Origin of the sequence: Rhodococcus sp. IEGM 1318 (assembly GCF_033142465.1) — a bacterium.
GTDB lineage: Bacteria > Actinomycetota > Actinomycetes > Mycobacteriales > Mycobacteriaceae > Rhodococcus_F > Rhodococcus_F qingshengii_B.
Window position 1 is genome coordinate 50,030 of sequence record NZ_JAWLSC010000016.1, and the last position, 17,725, is coordinate 67,754.

The 17,725-nt window shown below is 63.2% G+C and carries 13 protein-coding genes; 10 read left to right on the top strand and 3 right to left on the bottom strand.

The genetic code is table 11. The annotated features are described in order from the left end of the window. Positions 1 to 624: a PadR family transcriptional regulator gene (locus R4P65_RS28635; protein WP_230817430.1), complete on the bottom strand. Its 624-nt coding sequence runs from the start codon at positions 622 to 624 to the stop codon at positions 1 to 3. A gap of 144 nt (positions 625 to 768) precedes the next feature. Between R4P65_RS28635 and R4P65_RS28640 the strand changes: the two genes are divergently transcribed. Both R4P65_RS28640 and R4P65_RS28645 read left to right on the top strand, forming a co-directional pair. Beyond that, positions 769 to 1,458, top strand: coding sequence for a GNAT family acetyltransferase (locus R4P65_RS28640; protein WP_317829024.1), 690 nt, complete (start codon positions 769 to 771; stop codon positions 1,456 to 1,458). Between the two features lie 23 nt (positions 1,459 to 1,481). After that, complete coding sequence (locus R4P65_RS28645) at positions 1,482 to 2,516, top strand: glutathione S-transferase family protein (RefSeq protein ID WP_317829025.1); 1,035 nt, start codon at positions 1,482 to 1,484, stop codon at positions 2,514 to 2,516. Between the two features lie 12 nt (positions 2,517 to 2,528). Here R4P65_RS28645 and R4P65_RS28650 read toward each other — a convergent pair whose 3' ends face one another. Beyond that, positions 2,529 to 2,939: a VOC family protein gene (locus tag R4P65_RS28650; protein WP_317555185.1), complete on the bottom strand. Its 411-nt coding sequence runs from the start codon at positions 2,937 to 2,939 to the stop codon at positions 2,529 to 2,531. Positions 2,940 to 3,093: 154 nt separating this feature from the next. Here R4P65_RS28650 and R4P65_RS28655 point away from each other — a divergent pair, with 154 nt between their 5' ends. The 5 genes from R4P65_RS28655 to R4P65_RS28675 all read left to right on the top strand — a co-directional run bounded on the left by R4P65_RS28655 (position 3,094) and on the right by R4P65_RS28675 (position 13,466). Beyond that, the gene (locus R4P65_RS28655) at positions 3,094 to 3,843 is read left to right on the top strand and encodes a hypothetical protein (protein WP_230817426.1); all 750 of its coding nucleotides are present in this window, start codon (positions 3,094 to 3,096) and stop codon (positions 3,841 to 3,843) included. 68 nt (positions 3,844 to 3,911) lie between these two features. Beyond that, entirely contained in the window at positions 3,912 to 4,913 is a 1,002-nt protein-coding gene (locus tag R4P65_RS28660; protein ID WP_317829050.1) for an ABC transporter ATP-binding protein, read from the top strand. Next, the gene (locus R4P65_RS28665) at positions 4,910 to 5,683 is read left to right on the top strand and encodes an ABC transporter permease (protein WP_317829026.1); all 774 of its coding nucleotides are present in this window, start codon (positions 4,910 to 4,912) and stop codon (positions 5,681 to 5,683) included. The genes R4P65_RS28660 and R4P65_RS28665 overlap by 4 nt, the downstream gene beginning before the upstream one ends. 36 nt (positions 5,684 to 5,719) lie before the next feature. Then, positions 5,720 to 9,529: an ABC transporter ATP-binding protein gene (locus R4P65_RS28670; RefSeq protein WP_317829027.1), complete on the top strand. Its 3,810-nt coding sequence runs from the start codon at positions 5,720 to 5,722 to the stop codon at positions 9,527 to 9,529. Between the two features lie 175 nt (positions 9,530 to 9,704). Further along, on the top strand, positions 9,705 to 13,466 hold the full coding sequence (locus R4P65_RS28675) for a multifunctional oxoglutarate decarboxylase/oxoglutarate dehydrogenase thiamine pyrophosphate-binding subunit/dihydrolipoyllysine-residue succinyltransferase subunit (protein ID WP_317829028.1): 3,762 nt from the start codon (positions 9,705 to 9,707) through the stop codon (positions 13,464 to 13,466). Positions 13,467 to 13,564: 98 nt separating this feature from the next. Here R4P65_RS28675 and R4P65_RS28680 read toward each other — a convergent pair whose 3' ends face one another. Beyond that, complete coding sequence (locus tag R4P65_RS28680; protein WP_054187351.1) at positions 13,565 to 14,194, bottom strand: TetR/AcrR family transcriptional regulator; 630 nt, start codon at positions 14,192 to 14,194, stop codon at positions 13,565 to 13,567. Between the two features lie 71 nt (positions 14,195 to 14,265). On the opposite strand from R4P65_RS28680, the gene R4P65_RS28685 reads away from it, so the two are divergent. From R4P65_RS28685 to R4P65_RS28695, 3 genes are read left to right on the top strand one after another with little or no spacing between them, the layout of a single operon-like run. Next, a complete protein-coding gene (locus R4P65_RS28685; RefSeq protein WP_317829029.1) occupies positions 14,266 to 15,840 on the top strand; it encodes an NAD(P)/FAD-dependent oxidoreductase in 1,575 nt (524 codons plus the stop codon). After that, a complete protein-coding gene (locus R4P65_RS28690) occupies positions 15,837 to 16,667 on the top strand; it encodes an SDR family NAD(P)-dependent oxidoreductase (RefSeq protein WP_230817421.1) in 831 nt (276 codons plus the stop codon). The genes R4P65_RS28685 and R4P65_RS28690 overlap by 4 nt, the downstream gene beginning before the upstream one ends. Positions 16,668 to 16,713: 46 nt before the next feature. Next, positions 16,714 to 17,655 carry an alpha/beta hydrolase fold domain-containing protein gene (locus R4P65_RS28695; protein ID WP_230817420.1) on the top strand — a complete coding sequence of 314 codons (942 nt, stop codon included), beginning with the start codon at positions 16,714 to 16,716 and terminating at the stop codon, positions 17,653 to 17,655. Positions 17,656 to 17,725: the final 70 nt, after the last annotated feature.

Consider the following 17,725-nt stretch of genomic DNA (forward strand, 5'->3'; position numbering starts at 1 on the left):
TCAGTCCTTAGGTAGTGCGGACGAGCCTGCGGAGCCGGCCAGCCGGTCGAGAAGTTCTTGTGAGAGCCAGGGCATTTCGCCGCTCTCGATGTCTGTCACCAACGCGCCGATCCACTCTCTTTCGGCGATCGTGAGTGCGTGGGCGTAGTCCGCACCCACCGTGAAGATTCGTGGTTTTTCCGCGGCCTTCACCGCTTCGTAGTCGACCTCGAATTTCGCAATCGTCTTGTCGAGGTGTGCGAGACGGATCCGAAGCATCTGACACGCAGTCGATGCGGAGAGGTTGTGCATTTCGGCGAGCGCGAGCGGCAACCGCGGATACTCCCGCACCGGAACCGCCAACATCTCACGTAGTTGGTGCTCGAGAGCATCACGGCCTCGGGCGGTGATCTCGTACGTCGTCCGTTCCGGTCGATTGCCCTCACGATCGGTCCCGATCGAAGCCAGCAATTCCTGCTTCTCCAGCCGGGAGACCGTGTGATAGAGCGATCCCGGCTTGATCTTCACCAGCTGATCGCCCCGTCGAACCGAGGCGAGTTGATACATCTCGTACGGGTGCATCGAACGCTCGGACAGCAGGCCCAGAACGGTGATTCCCAAAGGCGTCAGTGACACGTCACCCATGAGTCCCCCTCCCTGACAGGCCGCAGGTGCCTGACGAGCCGTATTTGACTATTTCTTGACTATTCCACGCGAAATAGTCCACATGGAATATACGACCTTCGGCCATCTCGATCAACCCGTTCGAACCGGACTAGCCTGTAGCGAGTGGACGATCATCACCTCGACATCATCCGACTCGCATGGGCACGCGAACTGGGCCTCGGCGACTCCGCGTTGCGACCAGCACACACCGCCAGAGTGGTAAGCGCCGACATCCACGTGCTGGACCTGGCCGGCGGTGGCGCGATTGTCGGACCACAGTGGTTCATCGAGCGCACGACGGACATCTCCGTCGAAGCGCTACTACAACCTGCGCGTCTACTCGACATCACCGGCGATCATGGCGGCCGAATCACCGGACCCGTCGACCTCGCTTTCCTCGGCGACTACACCGAGACACCACCAGAGGAACAACTGTTGATCTCCCACGAGGTCGACGACGCCCTCGCCGTTGCCGCTCTGTGCCCACCCGACGACAGCACCACCGCCGACCTCGAGACCCGCACGCGGTGGTTCACCGCACTCACCGATGACAACGAGGTACTCGGATGCGCGGCGTACTCCGAATTCCAAGGTTTCGTGGCAGATCTCACGACCCTGACAGCCCCAGCGCACCGCCGGCGCGGAATCGGCTGCGGAGTAACACTTCTGGCCGCGGAGGACGCACTGGATTCGGGATTGATCCCACAACTACGCACGAGTCGGGGCAGTGCGATCAGCGCAACGCTTCCACGTAAAGCCAAATTCGACGTTCTGGGGGCATACGCTCGGGTACACGTGCACCTGCCCAGTTGACACTCGAACGAGAGGAACCGCAGATGAGTACGGAAGATGGCGCGAGCGAACCGACATTCGTCGAAGAGGGTCGTGAATTCAAGCGCGACACCAACTACATCCAGACCCGGATCACCGAGGACGGTCGCGACGGTTACCCCGTCGAACCGGGGCGATACCGGTTGATCGTGGCGCGTGCCTGCCCCTGGGCAAACCGCGCCATCATCGTCCGCCGCCTGCTCGGCCTCGAAGACGTACTGTCGATGGGCATCTGCGGTCCGGTCCACGACAAGCGAAGCTGGACCTTCGATCTCGATCCCGGTGGCGTCGATCCGGTACTGAAGATCCCACGACTACAGGACGCGTACTTCGCCCGAGATCCCGACTACCCCAGGGGAATCACGGTACCCGCCATGGTGGAGATCTCCACGGGCAAGGTGGTCACGAACGACTACCCACAGATCACCCTCGACTTCTCGACGCAGTGGAAGAAGTACCACCGCGAAGGTGCACCGGATCTGTACCCGGAGCCTCTGCGAAACAAGATCGACGAAGTAGCCGAGTACGTGTTCCGCGACGTGAACAACGGCGTCTACCGCTGCGGGTTCGCCGGTTCACAGCAGGCCTACGACGAGGCATACGACACGCTGTTCGCCCGTCTCGATTGGCTCACCGAACGTCTTGCGCGGCAACGCTTCCTGGTAGGCGACACCATCACCGAAGCTGACGTACGCCTGTTCACGACACTGGCGCGATTCGATCCCGTCTATCACGGCCACTTCAAGTGCAACAGAAGCAAACTCAGCGAGATGCCGGTGCTGTGGGACTACGCGCGCGATCTGTTCCAGACTCCCGGATTCGGTGACACCATCGACTTCACACAGATCAAAGCTCACTACTACATCGTGCATTCCGAGATCAATCCCTCCGGAATCGTGCCCAAGGGACCGGAATTGACGCACTGGCTCGAACCACACGGCCGCGAACAGTTGGGCGGCCGACCGTTCGGGGACGGCACACCGCCTCATCCGCCCATCCCGTCGGAAGTGGTTCCAGCGCAGCACTGGGCCACCAGATAGATCGGGGCGACGCTACTCCCCTGCGTACGTCCCGAAACTCCAGTACACACCTTCTGGATCACGGCAGGTGAAACCTCGCGAACCGTAGTCTTCGTCGCGCAATCCCTGCGTGATCGTGGCACCGGCCGCGACAGCGCGTTCGTAGAGTGCATCGGCGGCGTCTGCGTCGTCCACCACGATGTACACCGAACCGATTCCGGGTGGTAGGCCGGCGATCGCCGAATCGGTCCGCGGGGAACCCAGCATGATGCCGCCACCGCCGGGCCAGTCGAGTTGGGCGTGGTCGACCACGTCCCCCTCTCCGTAGACGGCCTTCTCCACGAAACCGAAGGTGCTCACCAGAAAGTGGATTGCCGATCGGGCGTCGAGGTAGCGCAGTGTCGGCCAGATGGTCGTCGAACGAGGTTCCGAAGTGGCGGTCATAACACTCGAACTCCTGCCTGGGAAAACTCACGAAGAAAACCGAGTCTCGTACGAGCCTATGGCCCCTGCGATCACCGCCGCTACCGAAAACTTCACCTATTCTCGAGATACGGTCCACCTCGCTTCAGAGGAGGACAACTGTGGAGGGGCAGCAATGAGCAAGTCGACGAACAACGACAGCGGGCGTATCGAGAAGGTCCTCGTTTCCGTTCTCGACAACGGAAGCCGCCTGCAAGCGCCCGCAGTGGCCAAATACGTCAACCATGTCCGTAAGGCGCACCCCGACGAGTCACCCGCTCAGATCGTCGAGCGGATGGAGAAGATGTTCATTCTCGCCGTGACCGGAAGCGGCAGTGCCGTCGGTGCCACGGCCGCGGTGCCGGGCGTCGGAACGGTCGCGTCCATCGCTGCCGTCGGTGCGGAATCGGCTTTCTTCCTCGAAGCGTCGGCGCTGCTGACGTTGGCGATTGCGTCAGTGCACGGAATCTCCGTGCAGGATCACCAGCAACGACGCGCCCTGGTCCTGGCAGTCGCCCTCGGCGAATCCGGCATGGAGATCGTCCAGAAGGCCACCGGAATCACGGCCAAGAACTGGGGAACCGCGATCACGAGCAAGATTCCCGGACCCACGATGAAGGGAATGAACAGCACCCTCGTGCGGAAGTTCGTGACCAAGTACGCCGCCAGGCGCAGCGCACTGATCCTCGGCAAGCTCGTTCCCGCCGGGATCGGTGCCGTCATCGGTGGCGCGGGTAACCGGGCCATCGGCAAGGGCGTCGTCAAGAACGCGCGCGAAGCCTTCGGACCCGCGCCCGCCAGGTGGACCGATCACCTCATCGTGATGCCTGCCGACGATGCCGCACTCCTCCCCGAAACGCAGACACGCCGGGCCATCCGCAGATAGCTGTCCGGGCCGTAGGCTCGCATCACGTATTCGCCGCCGACCCGGGAGCAGCATTGACGAACACCGCAATGGGATCCTTCTCTGCGCCCATCGAGATTCGTGGGTTGACGAAGACGTTCAAGGCGGCGCACGCGGTCAACGACCTGAGCTTCGACGTCCAGGCAGGTTCGATCACCGGGTTTCTCGGCCCCAACGGTTCAGGCAAGACGACAACGTTGCGGATGCTCCTCGGGCTGGTGTCGCCGACTTCGGGATCGGCCACGATCAACGGCGCGCCTATGCGTTCGCTGCCCAACCCGGCGCGAACCGTCGGTGCCGTCCTCGACGTGGGCAGTCTCCATCCCAAGCGGACAGCGCTGGCGCACCTCGAGATCTACGCAGCCGCCATCGGTATGCCCACTCAACGCGCCGCGCAGGTACTGGGAATGGTCGGTCTGAGTTCGGTCGGAGCCCACAAGACCGGCACCTTCTCGCTCGGGATGCGCCAACGCCTGATCCTTGCCACGGCGATGCTCGGTGATCCCGAGATCCTTGTGCTCGACGAACCCGCGAACGGACTCGACCCCGAGGGCATGGCGTGGCTTCGTCAGTTCCTGCAGACCTTCGCCGGTTCCGGCCGAACGGTTCTGATCTCGAGTCACGCGCTTCGTGAAGTGGAAGCGACCGTCGACAGCGTGGTCATCGTCAGCGCCGGCTCACTCGTCTACCAAGGGACCATGGACGAACTTCGCCGCTCCCAGCGCAGTCGACTGCTCGTCTCGTGTTCCAACCCAGCGCTCCTCGCCACGGCATTGGCCGCTCGCGGAATCATCGACACCCAGATCACCCAGGACGGACGGCTCGCGGTGGGCGGCACCGATACGTCGGTGCTCCCGCCGGTGGCGTCGGCGGCCGGTGTCACGATCTTCGGTGTCGCGACCGAAGGCGCAGATCTCGAGCAACTGTTCCTCGCGATGACAACACCGCAGTACGCGGTTCCCCAGGTCGGTTACCACCGGCCTCCCGGCCCGGGTTCGGGACCGGGCTACTACGGCCCTGCCGCATACGGACCTTCCGGAGGACACCGATGACCACGCTCGTGCGCGCGGAGACACTCAAAGTCCTCACCCTGCGCTACTGGTGGGCACTGGCAATCGCACCGGTCGTCGTGGCTGTGCTGATTGCTGCCTCGACTCGGACGTTCGTCGAAGTTGTGGCCGATTCGGCCGACACCACTTTCGACGTCGATGTCGTGTCCACCGGCGTCAGCCTGGGTGTCTCGAACACGCTTGTCCTGGTGTTCGCGGCTGTCTTCGGAGCGCTCACCGCCGGATCCGAATTCGGCTACAAGACTCTCACCACAACGTTCCTCACAGCTCGCGGCCGCGACGGAGTTCTGGGCGCAAAACTTGCCGTCGTCGCGGTATTTGCCGTCGGCTACGCACTGGCGGTCGAAGTAGTCAGCATCGGCACGATGTTGCTCTTCGGCCGGGACTTCAGCTTCACCACCGATCTCTTCGCCATCTGCACCGCAGGCATTCTGGCGTGTGCGCTGTGGGCACTACTTGGCGCCGGGGTGGCCCTGCTCACCGGTTCGTCGATGGCCGGTGCCCTCTCGGTCATCCTGTGGTTCGTCTTCGGTGAATGGATCGTCCGCGCAGTGCTGCTCGCGATGGATCTCGGTGGGATCGGGGCCGCGCTTCCGGTGTCGGCCACGATCGGCACGATCGTCAACGCGGCACCGTCGATCGACGTCGACGCCTTTGCGTCCTGGCCGAGTGGCCCGATGATGTTGGCCGCTTGGGTCGTTCTGTTCTGCGGGCTCGGTTGGCTGCGAACCCGGACCCGCGACATCACCTGAAAAAGCTGTCTGGGGCCGGGTCTACCGTGGATCTCGATGAACACGATCAACACGGGCAGTCCGGTAGTTGGAGAGGCGGATCGAGCTCCGGGCTGGATCCGCCGCTTGGCCCACGCATGCTGGTTGCACCGGAGAGTTGCGATCGGCGCGCTTCTCGTCACCGTCATCGCTTCGGCGATCGACATCTCGTTTCCGCTCCTGACCCGCTATGCGCTCGACGCCGCCGGCCAGGAGAACCCTGGCAAGGTGATCGGGTTCGTCGCGTTGGCGATCGCGTTGCTCGCGATCGTCCGCTTCGCGTGCCAGTACGGCCGACGGATGCTTGCCGGCCGACTCTCGCTCGACGTTCAACACGACTTGCGGCTCGCCCTGCTCGGTTCGCTGCAACGCCTCGACGGACGAGGACAGGATCAGATCCGCACAGGCCAGGTGGTCTCCCGGTCCATCACGGATCTGCAGCTCGTCCAGGGTTTGCTCGCGATGGTGCCGATGTCCGCGGGAGCGCTCCTGCAATTCGTGCTGGCGATCGGCATCATGGCGTGGCTCTCGCCGCTGTTGACTCTCGTCGCTGTCGCCGTCATCCCCGCAGTAGGGCTGGTGGTGTTCCTGATGCGACCGATGCTCTTCGCCGCAACGTGGTCCGCGCAGCAGCGGGCCGCCGACCTCGCCCAACACGTCGAGGAAACCGTCACCGGCGTTCGCGTCGTCAAGGGATTCGGGCAGGAACAACGAGCCGTCGACCAGCTGGAGAAACATAGCCGCACGCTGTACTCCGAGCGCCTTCGCGCCGCGTGGTTGAACGCGAAATTCGCGCCAACCATGGCAGCCTTGCCCCAGCTCGGGCAGGTGGGAGTGATCGCTCTCGGCGGGTATCTCGCACTGCACGACAAGATCACCGTGGGAACGTTTCTCGCGTTCGCCACCTACATCGTGACGATGACCGGAGTCACCCGAACTCTGTCGTCGGTCATCGTCATGGCGCAGCTGGCGCGCGCCGCTGTCGAGCGTGTCTACGACGTCATCAACGCCCAGCCCGACATCGCCGATCCAGACCATCCGGTGGACCTGCCCGACGGTCCTCTCGGAGTCACCTTCGACGACGTGGCATTCGGATTCGACACCGAACGCGACGTCCTGACCGGGCTGAACCTCCGCATAGAACCAGGCGAGACCGTCGCCGTCGCAGGGCCGGCTGCGTCGGGAAAGACTGCGTTGTCTTTGCTTCTCCCCCGGTTCTACGCGCCGACATCGGGTCAGGTCAGCGTCGATACAGCCGACGAGACGTTCCCCATCGCCGAACTGCGTAGCGAGCAGCTTCGTGCGGCGGTCAGCCTGGTCTTCGACGAGCCTTTCCTGTTCTCCGACACCATTGCCGCCAACATCGCGCTTGGCCGCGAGGACGCCTCCGGCGAGGAGATCCGTGCTGCCGCTGCTTTGGCACAGGCAGACGCCTTCATCGAGGCACTCCCGGACGGGTACGACACCGTCGTGGGCGAACGCGGCCTGACGCTGTCGGGTGGACAGCGTCAGCGCATCGCGCTTGCCAGAGCCCTGCTCGTCGACCCGAGGATCCTGGTCCTCGACGACGCGACCTCCGCGGTCGACGCGGCAACCGAAGCCGCGATCTTCGACGCGTTCCGAGCCAGACGACGGCAGACCACCCTGATCCTCGCTCACCGGCGGTCCACCCTCACGCTGGCGGACCGGGTCGCGGTACTCGACGGCGGACGGATCATCGACTCCGGAACCGTGGACGAGTTGGAAGCGCGATGTCCCCTCTTTCGGGCGCTGTTCTCCTCCGCATCGGAACTACCGGCCGAACTCGACCAGGGCGACTCCGATGCCTTCGATCATGACCACCGCGAGCCGACAACCGCGCAGTTGTGGCCGCAGGCACCGGAATCCGAAGCCGACAACACCACCAGTGCCTCGCAGGGTGCCGGCGGTCCGATGGCCGGAGCACTCAGCGGAATCGCGGTGACGCCGTCCCTACGGGCAGCAGTCGACGCTCTTCCGCCCGCTCGCGAAGATCCCGGAGTCGCACCCGAAAGTCTGCGCGAATCGAATCCGCACTTCTCACTCCGACAAATCCTGAGGCCGGTTCGCTGGGTTCTGCTGGCAGTTGTCGCATGTCTTGCTCTGGACTCGGCTGCCGCGATCGCGTTCCCCTCCCTCGTCAGATATGCAATCGACCACGGGGTCGTGACCGCGGACAGCAGCACGCTCTGGATTGCGACGGCTTTCGGCGCGCTCCTGGTTGCCGCAGATTGGGTTGTCGTTGCGGTCATGACGGTGCTCACCGCCAGGGCAGGCGAACGCGTGTTGTTCGGACTCCGCGTCCGCAGCTACTCGCACCTGCAGCGGTTGGGCCTCGACTACTACGAACGAGAACTGTCCGGGCGCATCATGACGCGCATGACCACCGACGTCGACGCGCTCTCTTCGTTCATCCAGACCGGCATGTCGACGGCGATTGTGAGCGTCCTGACCGTCGGCGGAATTTCGATCGCGCTCCTGGCGACCGACGTGACGCTCGGCCTGGTGGCGCTGGCCGTCATCCCACCGCTCGTGGTCGCAACCGTGATCTTCCGCAAGATCTCCTCGGTGGCCTACCGCCAGTCCCGCGAGCGGATCTCGCTCGTCAATGCCGACTTCCAGGAGAACATCGCCGGCCTGCGAGCGGCCCAGGCCTACCGCCGTGAGGAAGGTGCGGCGCGCAGGTTCGCAGAACGCTCCGAGAGCTACCGCCGATCGCGGATGCGGTCGCAGCGAGCCATCTCGATCTACTTCCCATTCATCTCGTTCTTGTCCGACCTCGCGTTGGCCGCGGTCGTATTCGTCGGCGCGCACCAGATCGCCAACGGGTCGACGTCGCCCGGCGTACTGATCGCGTTCGTGCTCTACCTCGGTCTGCTGTTCGGACCGATTCAGCAACTCTCACAAGTCTTCGATGGTTACCAACAGGCAAACGTCGGATTGCAACGAATCGGCGACCTGCTGCGCACTCGAAGTTCGATCGAGACTGCCGACAGCGAGGATCTGATCGCGATTTCCGGACGGCTCGACGGCGCCGTCCATCTCGACGGAGTCGGGTTCCGGTACTCGGGCGCGGACGTCGACGCGCTCTCCGACTTCGATCTGCAGATTCCGCCGGGCACGACGGTCGCTCTCGTCGGCCGAACCGGTGCCGGTAAGTCGACAGTGGTGAAGTTGCTCGCCCGTTTCTACGACCCGACGTCCGGATCCGTCGACGTGGACGGAACCGACATCCGGAACTTCCACCTCCCGCAGTACCGACGTCGCCTCGGCGTCGTCCCACAAGAAGCGCATCTGTTCACCGGCACGGTCGCCGACAACATCGCGTACGGCAGGCCTTCGGCTTCGCATGCCGAGATCGAGGAAGCGGCGCGTTCCGTCGGCGCCCTGAATTCGATAGCCGACATGCGTGGAGGCATGAATCATCCCGTCGGAGAGCGTGGCCAGGGGCTCTCGGCGGGCCAGCGCCAACTGATCGCATTGGCCCGTGCCGAACTAGTCGACCCGGATCTTCTGCTCCTCGACGAGGCGACCGCGACGCTCGATCCCGCGACCGAACGAATGGTGCTCGAAGCAAGTCGGTCGGTCACCCGGAAACGGACGTCAGTCGTCGTGGCTCACCGCCTCGCCACCGCTGCCCGAGCAGACCTCGTTGTCGTAGTTGACCGGGGACGTATCGTTGAATACGGCCCGCACGATGTTCTGCGGTATGCCGGTGGTCACTACTCGGGACTCTGGGATGCATCGCAGGCACGTGAGGGGAATAATCTGACGTCGAGAACTGTCATCGAAGGCAACCCCGTCGTTTGACAGTCGGCACGGATTTGTACCGCCGAGAGGGAGTGCGCGATCGCAAGATCACGGACTTCCGTGAGACAGCTCACAAATTGTGTGCCGCACAATTGCTCGTCACACGCTCGGGCTAATCTCATATATATAGGCGCTCTGATCGGGTACCGAAATAGAAACGAGGCGAACACCTGCCGTGAGCAGCAGTTCTACATCCCAATTCGGACAGAACCAGTGGCTGGTTGACGAGATGTACCAACGCTTCCAGGACGACCCGTCGTCCGTGGATCCCAGTTGGCACGAATTCTTGACCGATTATGCGCCGGACTCGGCGAACACGGGAGGTGGAAACGGGACTGCCTCGAACGGCAACGCGGCTGCACCCGCCGCTGTTGTAGCTCCACCTGCTGCTTCCAAGGCCACGCCTCCCACCCCCAAGAGCGCACCTCCCGCGCCGCCTGCCAAGGCTGCCGCACCGGCCCCCGCGAAGAAGGCAGCGCCCGCCGCCAAGGCTGCTCCGGCCAAGCCCGCAGCAGCCAAGCCCGCGGCGGCTTCTGCGAAGCCCGCCCCTGCCGGCGGAGCCGAGGAAACCAAGGTTCTCCGCGGCGCCGCAGCCGCGGTCGTCAAGAACATGTCGCTCTCACTCGAGATCCCGACAGCAACCAGCGTGCGTGCCATTCCCGCGAAGCTGATGTTCGACAACCGCATCGTCATCAACAACCATCTCGCGCGTACTCGTGGCGGCAAGATCTCGTTCACCCACCTCCTGGGTTACGCGATCATCCAGGCAGTCAACGCGTTCCCCAATATGAACCGGCACTTCGCCGAAATCGACGGCAAGCCGAACGCGGTCACGCCCGAGCACACCAATCTCGGACTCGCAATCGACCTTCCCGGCAAGGACGGCAACCGCTCACTGGTAGTTGCCGCCATCCGGAACACCGAGTCGATGAACTTCGTCCAGTTCCACGCGGCATACGAGGACATCGTCCGCCGTGCACGCGAAGGCAAGCTCACCGGCGAAGACTTCACCGGCGTCACCATCTCGCTGACCAACCCGGGCGGCATCGGCACGGTTCACTCCGTTCCCCGCCTGATGAAGGGCCAGGGCGCCATCATCGGCGCTGGCGCGATGGAATACCCCGCCGAGTTCCAGGGCGCCAGCGACGAGAAGCTGGCCGAGATGGGCGTCGGCAAGCTGATGACCCTCACCTCGACCTACGATCACCGCATCATCCAGGGTGCGGAGTCGGGCGATTTCCTGCGCACGATCCACAACCTGCTGATCAGCGACGAGTTCTACGACGAGATCTTCCACGCGCTCGGCAACCCGTACGAGCCGGTGCGTTGGCGCAAGGACGTGCCGGAAGGCGCCGTCGACAAGAACACCCGTGTTCTCGAACTGATCGCTGCATACCGTGACCGCGGCCACCTCATGGCCGACACGGACCCGTTGCAGTTCGTCAAGGACAAGTTCCACAGCCACCCCGACCTCGACGTCATCAGCCACGGCCTGACGCTGTGGGATCTGGACCGCGAGTTCAAGGTCGGCGGCTTCCACGGTCAAGAGAAGATGAAGCTGCGCGACGTGTTGAGCGTGCTGCGCGACGCGTACTGCCGCCACGTCGGTGTCGAGTACACCCACATCCTCGAGACGGATCAGCGTCAGTGGATCCAGGACCGCGTCGAAGGCCATCACGCCAAGCCTTCGGTCGCTCAGCAGAAGTACATCCTGAGCAAGCTCAACGCCGCCGAGGCCTTCGAGACGTTCCTGCAGACCAAGTACGTCGGCCAGAAGCGCTTCTCGCTCGAGGGCGCCGAAGCCGTCATCCCGATGATGGACGCCGTGATCGACCAGGCCGCCGAGCACCAGCTCGACGAGGTCGTCATCGGTATGCCGCACCGTGGTCGACTCAACGTGCTGGCCAACATCGTCGGCAAGCCGTACTCCAAGATCTTCACGGAGTTCGAGGGCAACATGAACCCGGCAGCCGCCCACGGCTCCGGTGACGTGAAGTACCACTTGGGTGCCAGCGGAACGTACATCCAGATGTTCGGTGACAACGACATCGCTGTCTCACTGACCGCAAACCCGTCGCACCTCGAGGCCGTCGACCCGGTTCTCGAAGGCCTAGTTCGCGCCAAGCAGGACATCCTCGACAAGGGCGAAGAAGGCTTCACCGTCCTGCCGCTCATGCTGCACGGTGACGCTGCATTCGCAGGTCAGGGTGTTGTCGCCGAGACGCTGAACCTCTCGCTGCTGCGCGGTTACCGCACCGGCGGCACCGTGCACATCGTCGTGAACAACCAGGTCGGCTTCACCACTGCACCGGAACATTCACGTTCGTCCGAGTACTGCACCGACGTCGCGAAGATGATCGCCGCACCGGTCTTCCACGTCAACGGCGACGACCCCGAGGCTTGTGTCTGGGTTGCTCAGCTGGCCGTCGACTTCCGTGAGAAGTTCGGCAAAGACGTTGTCATCGACCTCATCTGCTACCGCCGCCGCGGTCACAACGAGGGCGACGACCCGTCGATGACTCAGCCGGCCATGTACGACGTCATCGACACCAAGCGCAGCGTTCGTAAGAGCTACACCGAGTCCCTCATCGGTCGCGGTGACATCTCGCTCAAGGAAGCCGAAGACGCACTTCGCGACTACCAGGGCCAGCTCGAACGGGTCTTCAACGAGGTCCGTGAACTCGAGAAGTTCCAGCCCGAACCGTCCGAGTCCGTCGAACTCGACCAGACTCCGCCGGCCCGCCTTACCACGGCTGTCGCTCCCGAGGTTCTCGAGCGCATCGGAGACGCGTTCGTCAACGTCCCCGAGGGCTTCACTGTTCACCCGCGCGTCAAGCCTGTTGCCGAGAAGCGCCGCGAGATGGCCCGTGAGGGACATGTCGACTGGGCGTTCGCAGAATTGCTCGCGTTCGGCTCGTTGGCCGAGCAGGGTGCTTTGATCCGCCTCGCGGGTCAGGACTCCAAGCGTGGAACGTTCACGCAGCGTCACTCGGTTCTCATCGACCGCAAGACCGGCAACGAGTACAGCCCGATCGCCAAGATCGCTGCCGACGCCGAAAATGGCGGCAAGTTCATGGTCTACGACTCCGCACTCACCGAGTACGCGGGTCTGGGCTTCGAGTACGGCTACTCGGTGGGTAACCCCGACGCTCTGGTCCTGTGGGAAGCGCAGTTCGGTGACTTCGTCAACGGCGCGCAGACCATCATCGACGAGTTCATCTCTTCGGGTGAGGCCAAGTGGGGTCAGCTCTCCGACGTCGTGCTGCTCCTGCCGCACGGTCACGAGGGTCAGGGTCCGGACCACACCTCCGGTCGCATCGAGCGTTTCCTTCAGCTGTGTGCAGAAGGCTCGATGACCGTTGCGGTTCCGTCGACTCCGGCCAGCTACTTCCACCTGCTGCGTCGCCATCACCTCGACGGCATCCGCCGTCCGCTGGTGGTCTTCACGCCCAAGTCGATGCTGCGTAACAAGGCTGCAGTCAGCAACGTCGAGGACTTCACGACGGGCAAGTTCCGTTCGGTCTTCGAGGAGCCGGCATACGAGAGCGGTGAAAGCGCACGCGAATCGGTCAAGCGGGTTCTGCTGGTCAGCGGCAAGCTGTACTGGGAGCTTCTGGCGAAGAAGCACAAGGACGAGCGCGACGACATCGCCATCGTGCGTATGGAGCAGCTCTACCCCGTGCCGAAGCGTCGCCTCAAGGAGACCCTGGACCGTTACCCGAATGCGGATCAGTTCCGTTGGGTCCAGGAAGAACCCGCGAACCAGGGTGCGTGGCCGTTCCTCGGACTGGCACTGCCGGACCTTCTGCCGGAGACCTTGACCGGCATCAAGCGCATCTCGCGTCGTCCGATGTCCGCTCCCTCCTCGGGATCGAGCAAGGTGCACGCGGTGGAGCAGCAGGAGATCTTGGACGAGGCGTTCCTGCCGACCAACTGATCGGTGGCGTTCCTGCCGACCAACTGATCAGTGGCAAGCAATAAGGGCCGGGCCCCACATTCCGCAAGGAGTGTGGGGCCCGGCCTTTTGCGTGCATGTCAATTCGATTGCAGCAGACCCAGATCCGGCCCGGCATCGAAACCGACGGCGGCCAGTGCCAACGCGGGCAACGACTGAACCGTCAGGTCGATCAGTTCCTCGCGGGCGATGGCCGGCGCGCGGAGCCAACTGATGGTGGCTTCCTCGACAAACGCAATCCAACCGCGAACGGCCAACTCCACCTGAGGCGTTCGCGTCAGGCCGATCTTCGGGAGCTGATCGAGGGTCCTCTTCGCCATGATGTCGCGGGTCTGCTCGAACACCTCGCGCATCTGCGGATCCCCGCTGGCGGTCCCCCGGAGCAGTGAGACGTACGTATTGCGGTTCTCGGTCACGTAGTCGACATACGACGCCAGCACTGACCGGAGGGTGAGCATCGGATCGTCCGATTCGCTCGGCTCGGTGCGCTGGAGCATCTGTTCACTGCTGTGTCGGACGATCGCCAGATGGAACTCGCTTTTCGACGCGAAGTAGTGGAACAGAAGCCCACGCGAGACACCCGCTTGATCGGCGATGTCCTCGACGGAAATCTGTTCGAGCGGCCGTTCGGCCAGCATCCGCGCCCCGAGGTCGATGAGTTGCGCTCGGCGTTGCGCAGGGTCGAGCCGCGTTCGCTTTACTGCGTCCATGCCCAATAGACTACTGAATATTCGTCAATAAGCTATTGACCGTGACTCAATAAAGGCATATCGTTCCCTACATGAGTCTTCCAGTTACAGATACCTCAGCACCGGCCGCGGATACTCGCCACGTCGGCACACTGATCATCGGCAGTGGTTTCGCCGGTCTCGGTGCGGCGATCAAACTGGCACAGGCCGGCATCACCGACTACGTTGTCCTCGAGCGCGGCAATGACGTCGGCGGAACCTGGCGTGACAACAGCTACCCGGGCGCCGCATGTGACGTGCCGTCGCATTTGTACTCGTACTCTTTTGCACTCAACCCGGAGTGGACACGCTCTTTCTCCACCCAGCCCGAGATCTACAAGTACATCCAGTCGGTGGCCAACCGCCACAAGGTGCTCGACAAGCACATCTTCGACTGCGACGTACTCTCCGCCCGATGGGACGAGTCGTCGGCTCAGTGGCACGTCAGCACCAACAAGGGTGAATTCGTCGCAAAGATCGTCGTCTCGGCCGTCGGCGCACTGTGTGAGCCTTCACTTCCCGATATCAAGGGAATCGACGGCTTCAAGGGCGAGATCTTCCACTCCTCGCGCTGGAACCACGACGCCGATCTGACCGGCAAGCGCGTGGCCGTCATCGGAACCGGCGCCTCGGCCATCCAGATCGTGCCCGCCATCGGCAAGAAGGTCTCACATCTCGACGTGTACCAGCGCACGGCGCCGTGGATCCTGCCCCGCGCAGACCGCGAGTACACCAAGATCGAGCACCTCGCGTTCAAGTACCTTCCCGGCTTCCAGAAACTGTGCCGCACCGGCATCTACTGGATGCGAGAGACGCAGGTCGTCGGCCTGGCCAAAGCGCCGGTCTTCATGAAGCCGCTGCAGTTCGCCGCCGAGCGTCACCTGAAGGCTCAGATCAAGGACAAGGATCTTCGTAAGAAGGTCATGCCCAACTTCCAGATCGGCTGCAAGCGCATGCTGATCTCGAACAACTACTTCCCCACCCTCGCCCAGGACAATGTCGACCTGGTGACCGAAGGCATCGAGGAGGTCACCGCCAACGGGATCGTCTCGAAGACCGGCACCACGCGTGAGATCGATGCCATCGTCGTGGCGACCGGTTTCCACGTCACCGACTCCCCCACCTTCGCCGGAATCTTCGGCAAGGACGGGCGCTCGCTCGCCGAGGTCTTCGAAGAGACCGGCATGCAGGGGTACAAGGGCGCGGCAGTTGCCAACTTCCCCAACATGTTCTTCCTCGTCGGACCCAACACCGGCCTCGGACATTCGTCGATGGTCTTCATGATCGAGTCGCAGATCAATTACCTGGTCGACGCGATCACCACCATCGACAAGTACGACATCGGCACCATCGAGGTGCGCAAGGACAAGCAGGACAAGTACAACAAGGACCTGCAGGCAGCTATGTCCAAGAGCGTCTGGAACAACGGCGGTTGCGCCAGCTGGTACATGGACAAGCACGGAAACAACACCACCCTGTGGCCGGGCTTCACCTTCCAGTTCCGCAACGCCACCAAGCATTTCGACCTCGCGGCATACCGCAGCGTCGCCACCTCGGATCTCGGCGCCGTCGGCACCGCGAGCACTTCACAGATCGACCTCGACGACGAGAAGGCAGTAGCACAATGAGTGATTTTGCAGGCAAGGTCGTAGTCATCACCGGAGCAGGATCGGGCATCGGTCGCGCTCTCGCACTGAACCTGGCCGGCCAGGGCGCCAAGTTGGCGATCTCCGACGTGGATACCGTGGGTCTGGCCGAGACAAAGCGTCTGGTGGAGGCCATCGGAGCCGAGGTGAAATCGGACCATCTCGACGTCACCCAGCGCGAAGCGGTTCTCGAGTACGCAGACGCGGTTGTCGCCCATTTCGGCAAGGTCAACCAGATCTACAACAACGCCGGAATCGCGTACCACGGCACCTTCGAGAAGTCCGAGTTCAAGGACTTCGAGCGCGTCATGGACGTCGACTTCTGGGGAGTTGTCAACGGCACCAAGGCATTCCTCCCCCACGTCATCGCCTCCGGCGACGGGCATATCGTGAACGTGTCGAGCCTCTTCGGCCTGCTGTCGATGCCGGGTCAGAGCGCATACAACTCGGCTAAGTTCGCAGTTCGCGGCTTCACCGAGTCACTTCGACAGGAAATGCTGATCGCCAAGCACCCGGTGAAGGTGACCTGCGTGCACCCGGGCGGAATCAAGACCGCCATCGCGCGCAACGCCACCGCAGGCCCGGGCGAAGATCTTGCGGTCTTCTCCGAGTTCTTCGACCGCAAGCTCGCGCGCACCACTCCGGAAGATGCCGCCAAGACGATCGTCAACGGCGTTCGCAAGAGCAAGCCGCGCGTTCTCATCGGCATGGACGCAATCGCACTCGACGCCTGGGTTCGCCTCGTAGGATCGGGCTACCAGCGCATCGTCTCGATCGTCGCCGGCCGAATGATGCCCAAGTCCAGCTGAATTCGTTTTACAGCGCAGTTCGCATACAGAGTCAGGAGCCCTGCCGGTGAGCACGTTCACCCTTCCGCTGCCCGTGGTCGCGTTCTTGTTGAAGCCGTACTTCCGTCTGGCTTTCAACTCGCGACTGCCTTATCGGATTCAACGTCTGCTGCTCGAGGCCGGGGCACCACTGCAGCAGGTTCCAGCGGGCGCCGTCGTGCGCCCGCTGGAGCTCGCCTGCCGACCGGCGGAGAAGATCACCGTCGGCGCAACCGAGCGCCCCACCGCAGTTCTGTACCTGCACGGCGGTGCGTACACACTGGGTTCGCTGGCCACCCACCGTTCTCTCGCAGCGCATCTCGCGCGTGAATCGTCCAGTGCGGTCTTCACCTTGGACTACCGTCTCGCACCGGAGAACCCGTATCCCGCCGCTCTCGACGACGCGGTCTCCGCCTTCATGCAGTTGGTGACCGAGTTCGACTATTCCGAAGACCGCGTTGCCATCGCCGGCGATTCGGCCGGTGGCGGTTTGGCCGCCGCGACCGCTCTGCGTCTGATCGAACGTCACGGTGTGACCCCGGGTGCGCTTGCACTGATCTCACCGTGGGTCGATCCCGGCGATCGGGGTGCCACCAAGAAGGCCGACCTGGTGGTCAACACGGCGTGGTCCTTCGATGCCGCCGACGCTTACCTTGCCGGCGGCGATCGCACAGATCCCGGCTACGCACCGATGCACGGCAAGCTCGACGGGTTGCCGCCCACCCGGATTCACGTCGGTATCGAAGAAGTTCTCTATCCGCAGATCATGACGTTCACCGACAAGCTCTCCGCTGCCGGCGTCGATGTATCCCTGGTCGAGTACGCAAGACTGTGGCACGTGGCCCACGCACAAGCGTCACTGGTCAAGGAAGCAGCAGACGCCGTCGCCGATCTGGGCCGCTTCATCGCATCGAAACTGATTCGTGCCAAGGATGATTCGAGTTCAGCGGTGGGATCGAGCGCTCACTGACGGGTGTCCCACTCCGTCTATGTCACTGACGGGTGTCCCACTCCGTCTATGTCACTGACGGGTGTCCCAC

Excerpts from the sequence above, each read along its gene's own strand:
- R4P65_RS28635 (WP_230817430.1), bottom strand. The coding sequence starts at position 624 with ATGGGTGACGTGTCACTGACGCCTTTGGGAATCACCGTTCTGGGCCTG.
- R4P65_RS28645 (WP_317829025.1), top strand. The coding sequence starts at position 1,482 with ATGAGTACGGAAGATGGCGCGAGCGAACCGACATTCGTCGAAGAGGGT.
- R4P65_RS28650 (WP_317555185.1), bottom strand. The coding sequence starts at position 2,939 with ATGACCGCCACTTCGGAACCTCGTTCGACGACCATCTGGCCGACACTG.
- R4P65_RS28655 (WP_230817426.1), top strand. The coding sequence starts at position 3,094 with ATGAGCAAGTCGACGAACAACGACAGCGGGCGTATCGAGAAGGTCCTC.
- R4P65_RS28660 (WP_317829050.1), top strand. The coding sequence starts at position 3,912 with ATGGGATCCTTCTCTGCGCCCATCGAGATTCGTGGGTTGACGAAGACG.
- R4P65_RS28665 (WP_317829026.1), top strand. The coding sequence starts at position 4,910 with ATGACCACGCTCGTGCGCGCGGAGACACTCAAAGTCCTCACCCTGCGC.
- R4P65_RS28670 (WP_317829027.1), top strand. The coding sequence starts at position 5,720 with ATGAACACGATCAACACGGGCAGTCCGGTAGTTGGAGAGGCGGATCGA.
- R4P65_RS28680 (WP_054187351.1), bottom strand. The coding sequence starts at position 14,194 with ATGGACGCAGTAAAGCGAACGCGGCTCGACCCTGCGCAACGCCGAGCG.
- R4P65_RS28685 (WP_317829029.1), top strand. The coding sequence starts at position 14,266 with ATGAGTCTTCCAGTTACAGATACCTCAGCACCGGCCGCGGATACTCGC.
- R4P65_RS28690 (WP_230817421.1), top strand. The coding sequence starts at position 15,837 with ATGAGTGATTTTGCAGGCAAGGTCGTAGTCATCACCGGAGCAGGATCG.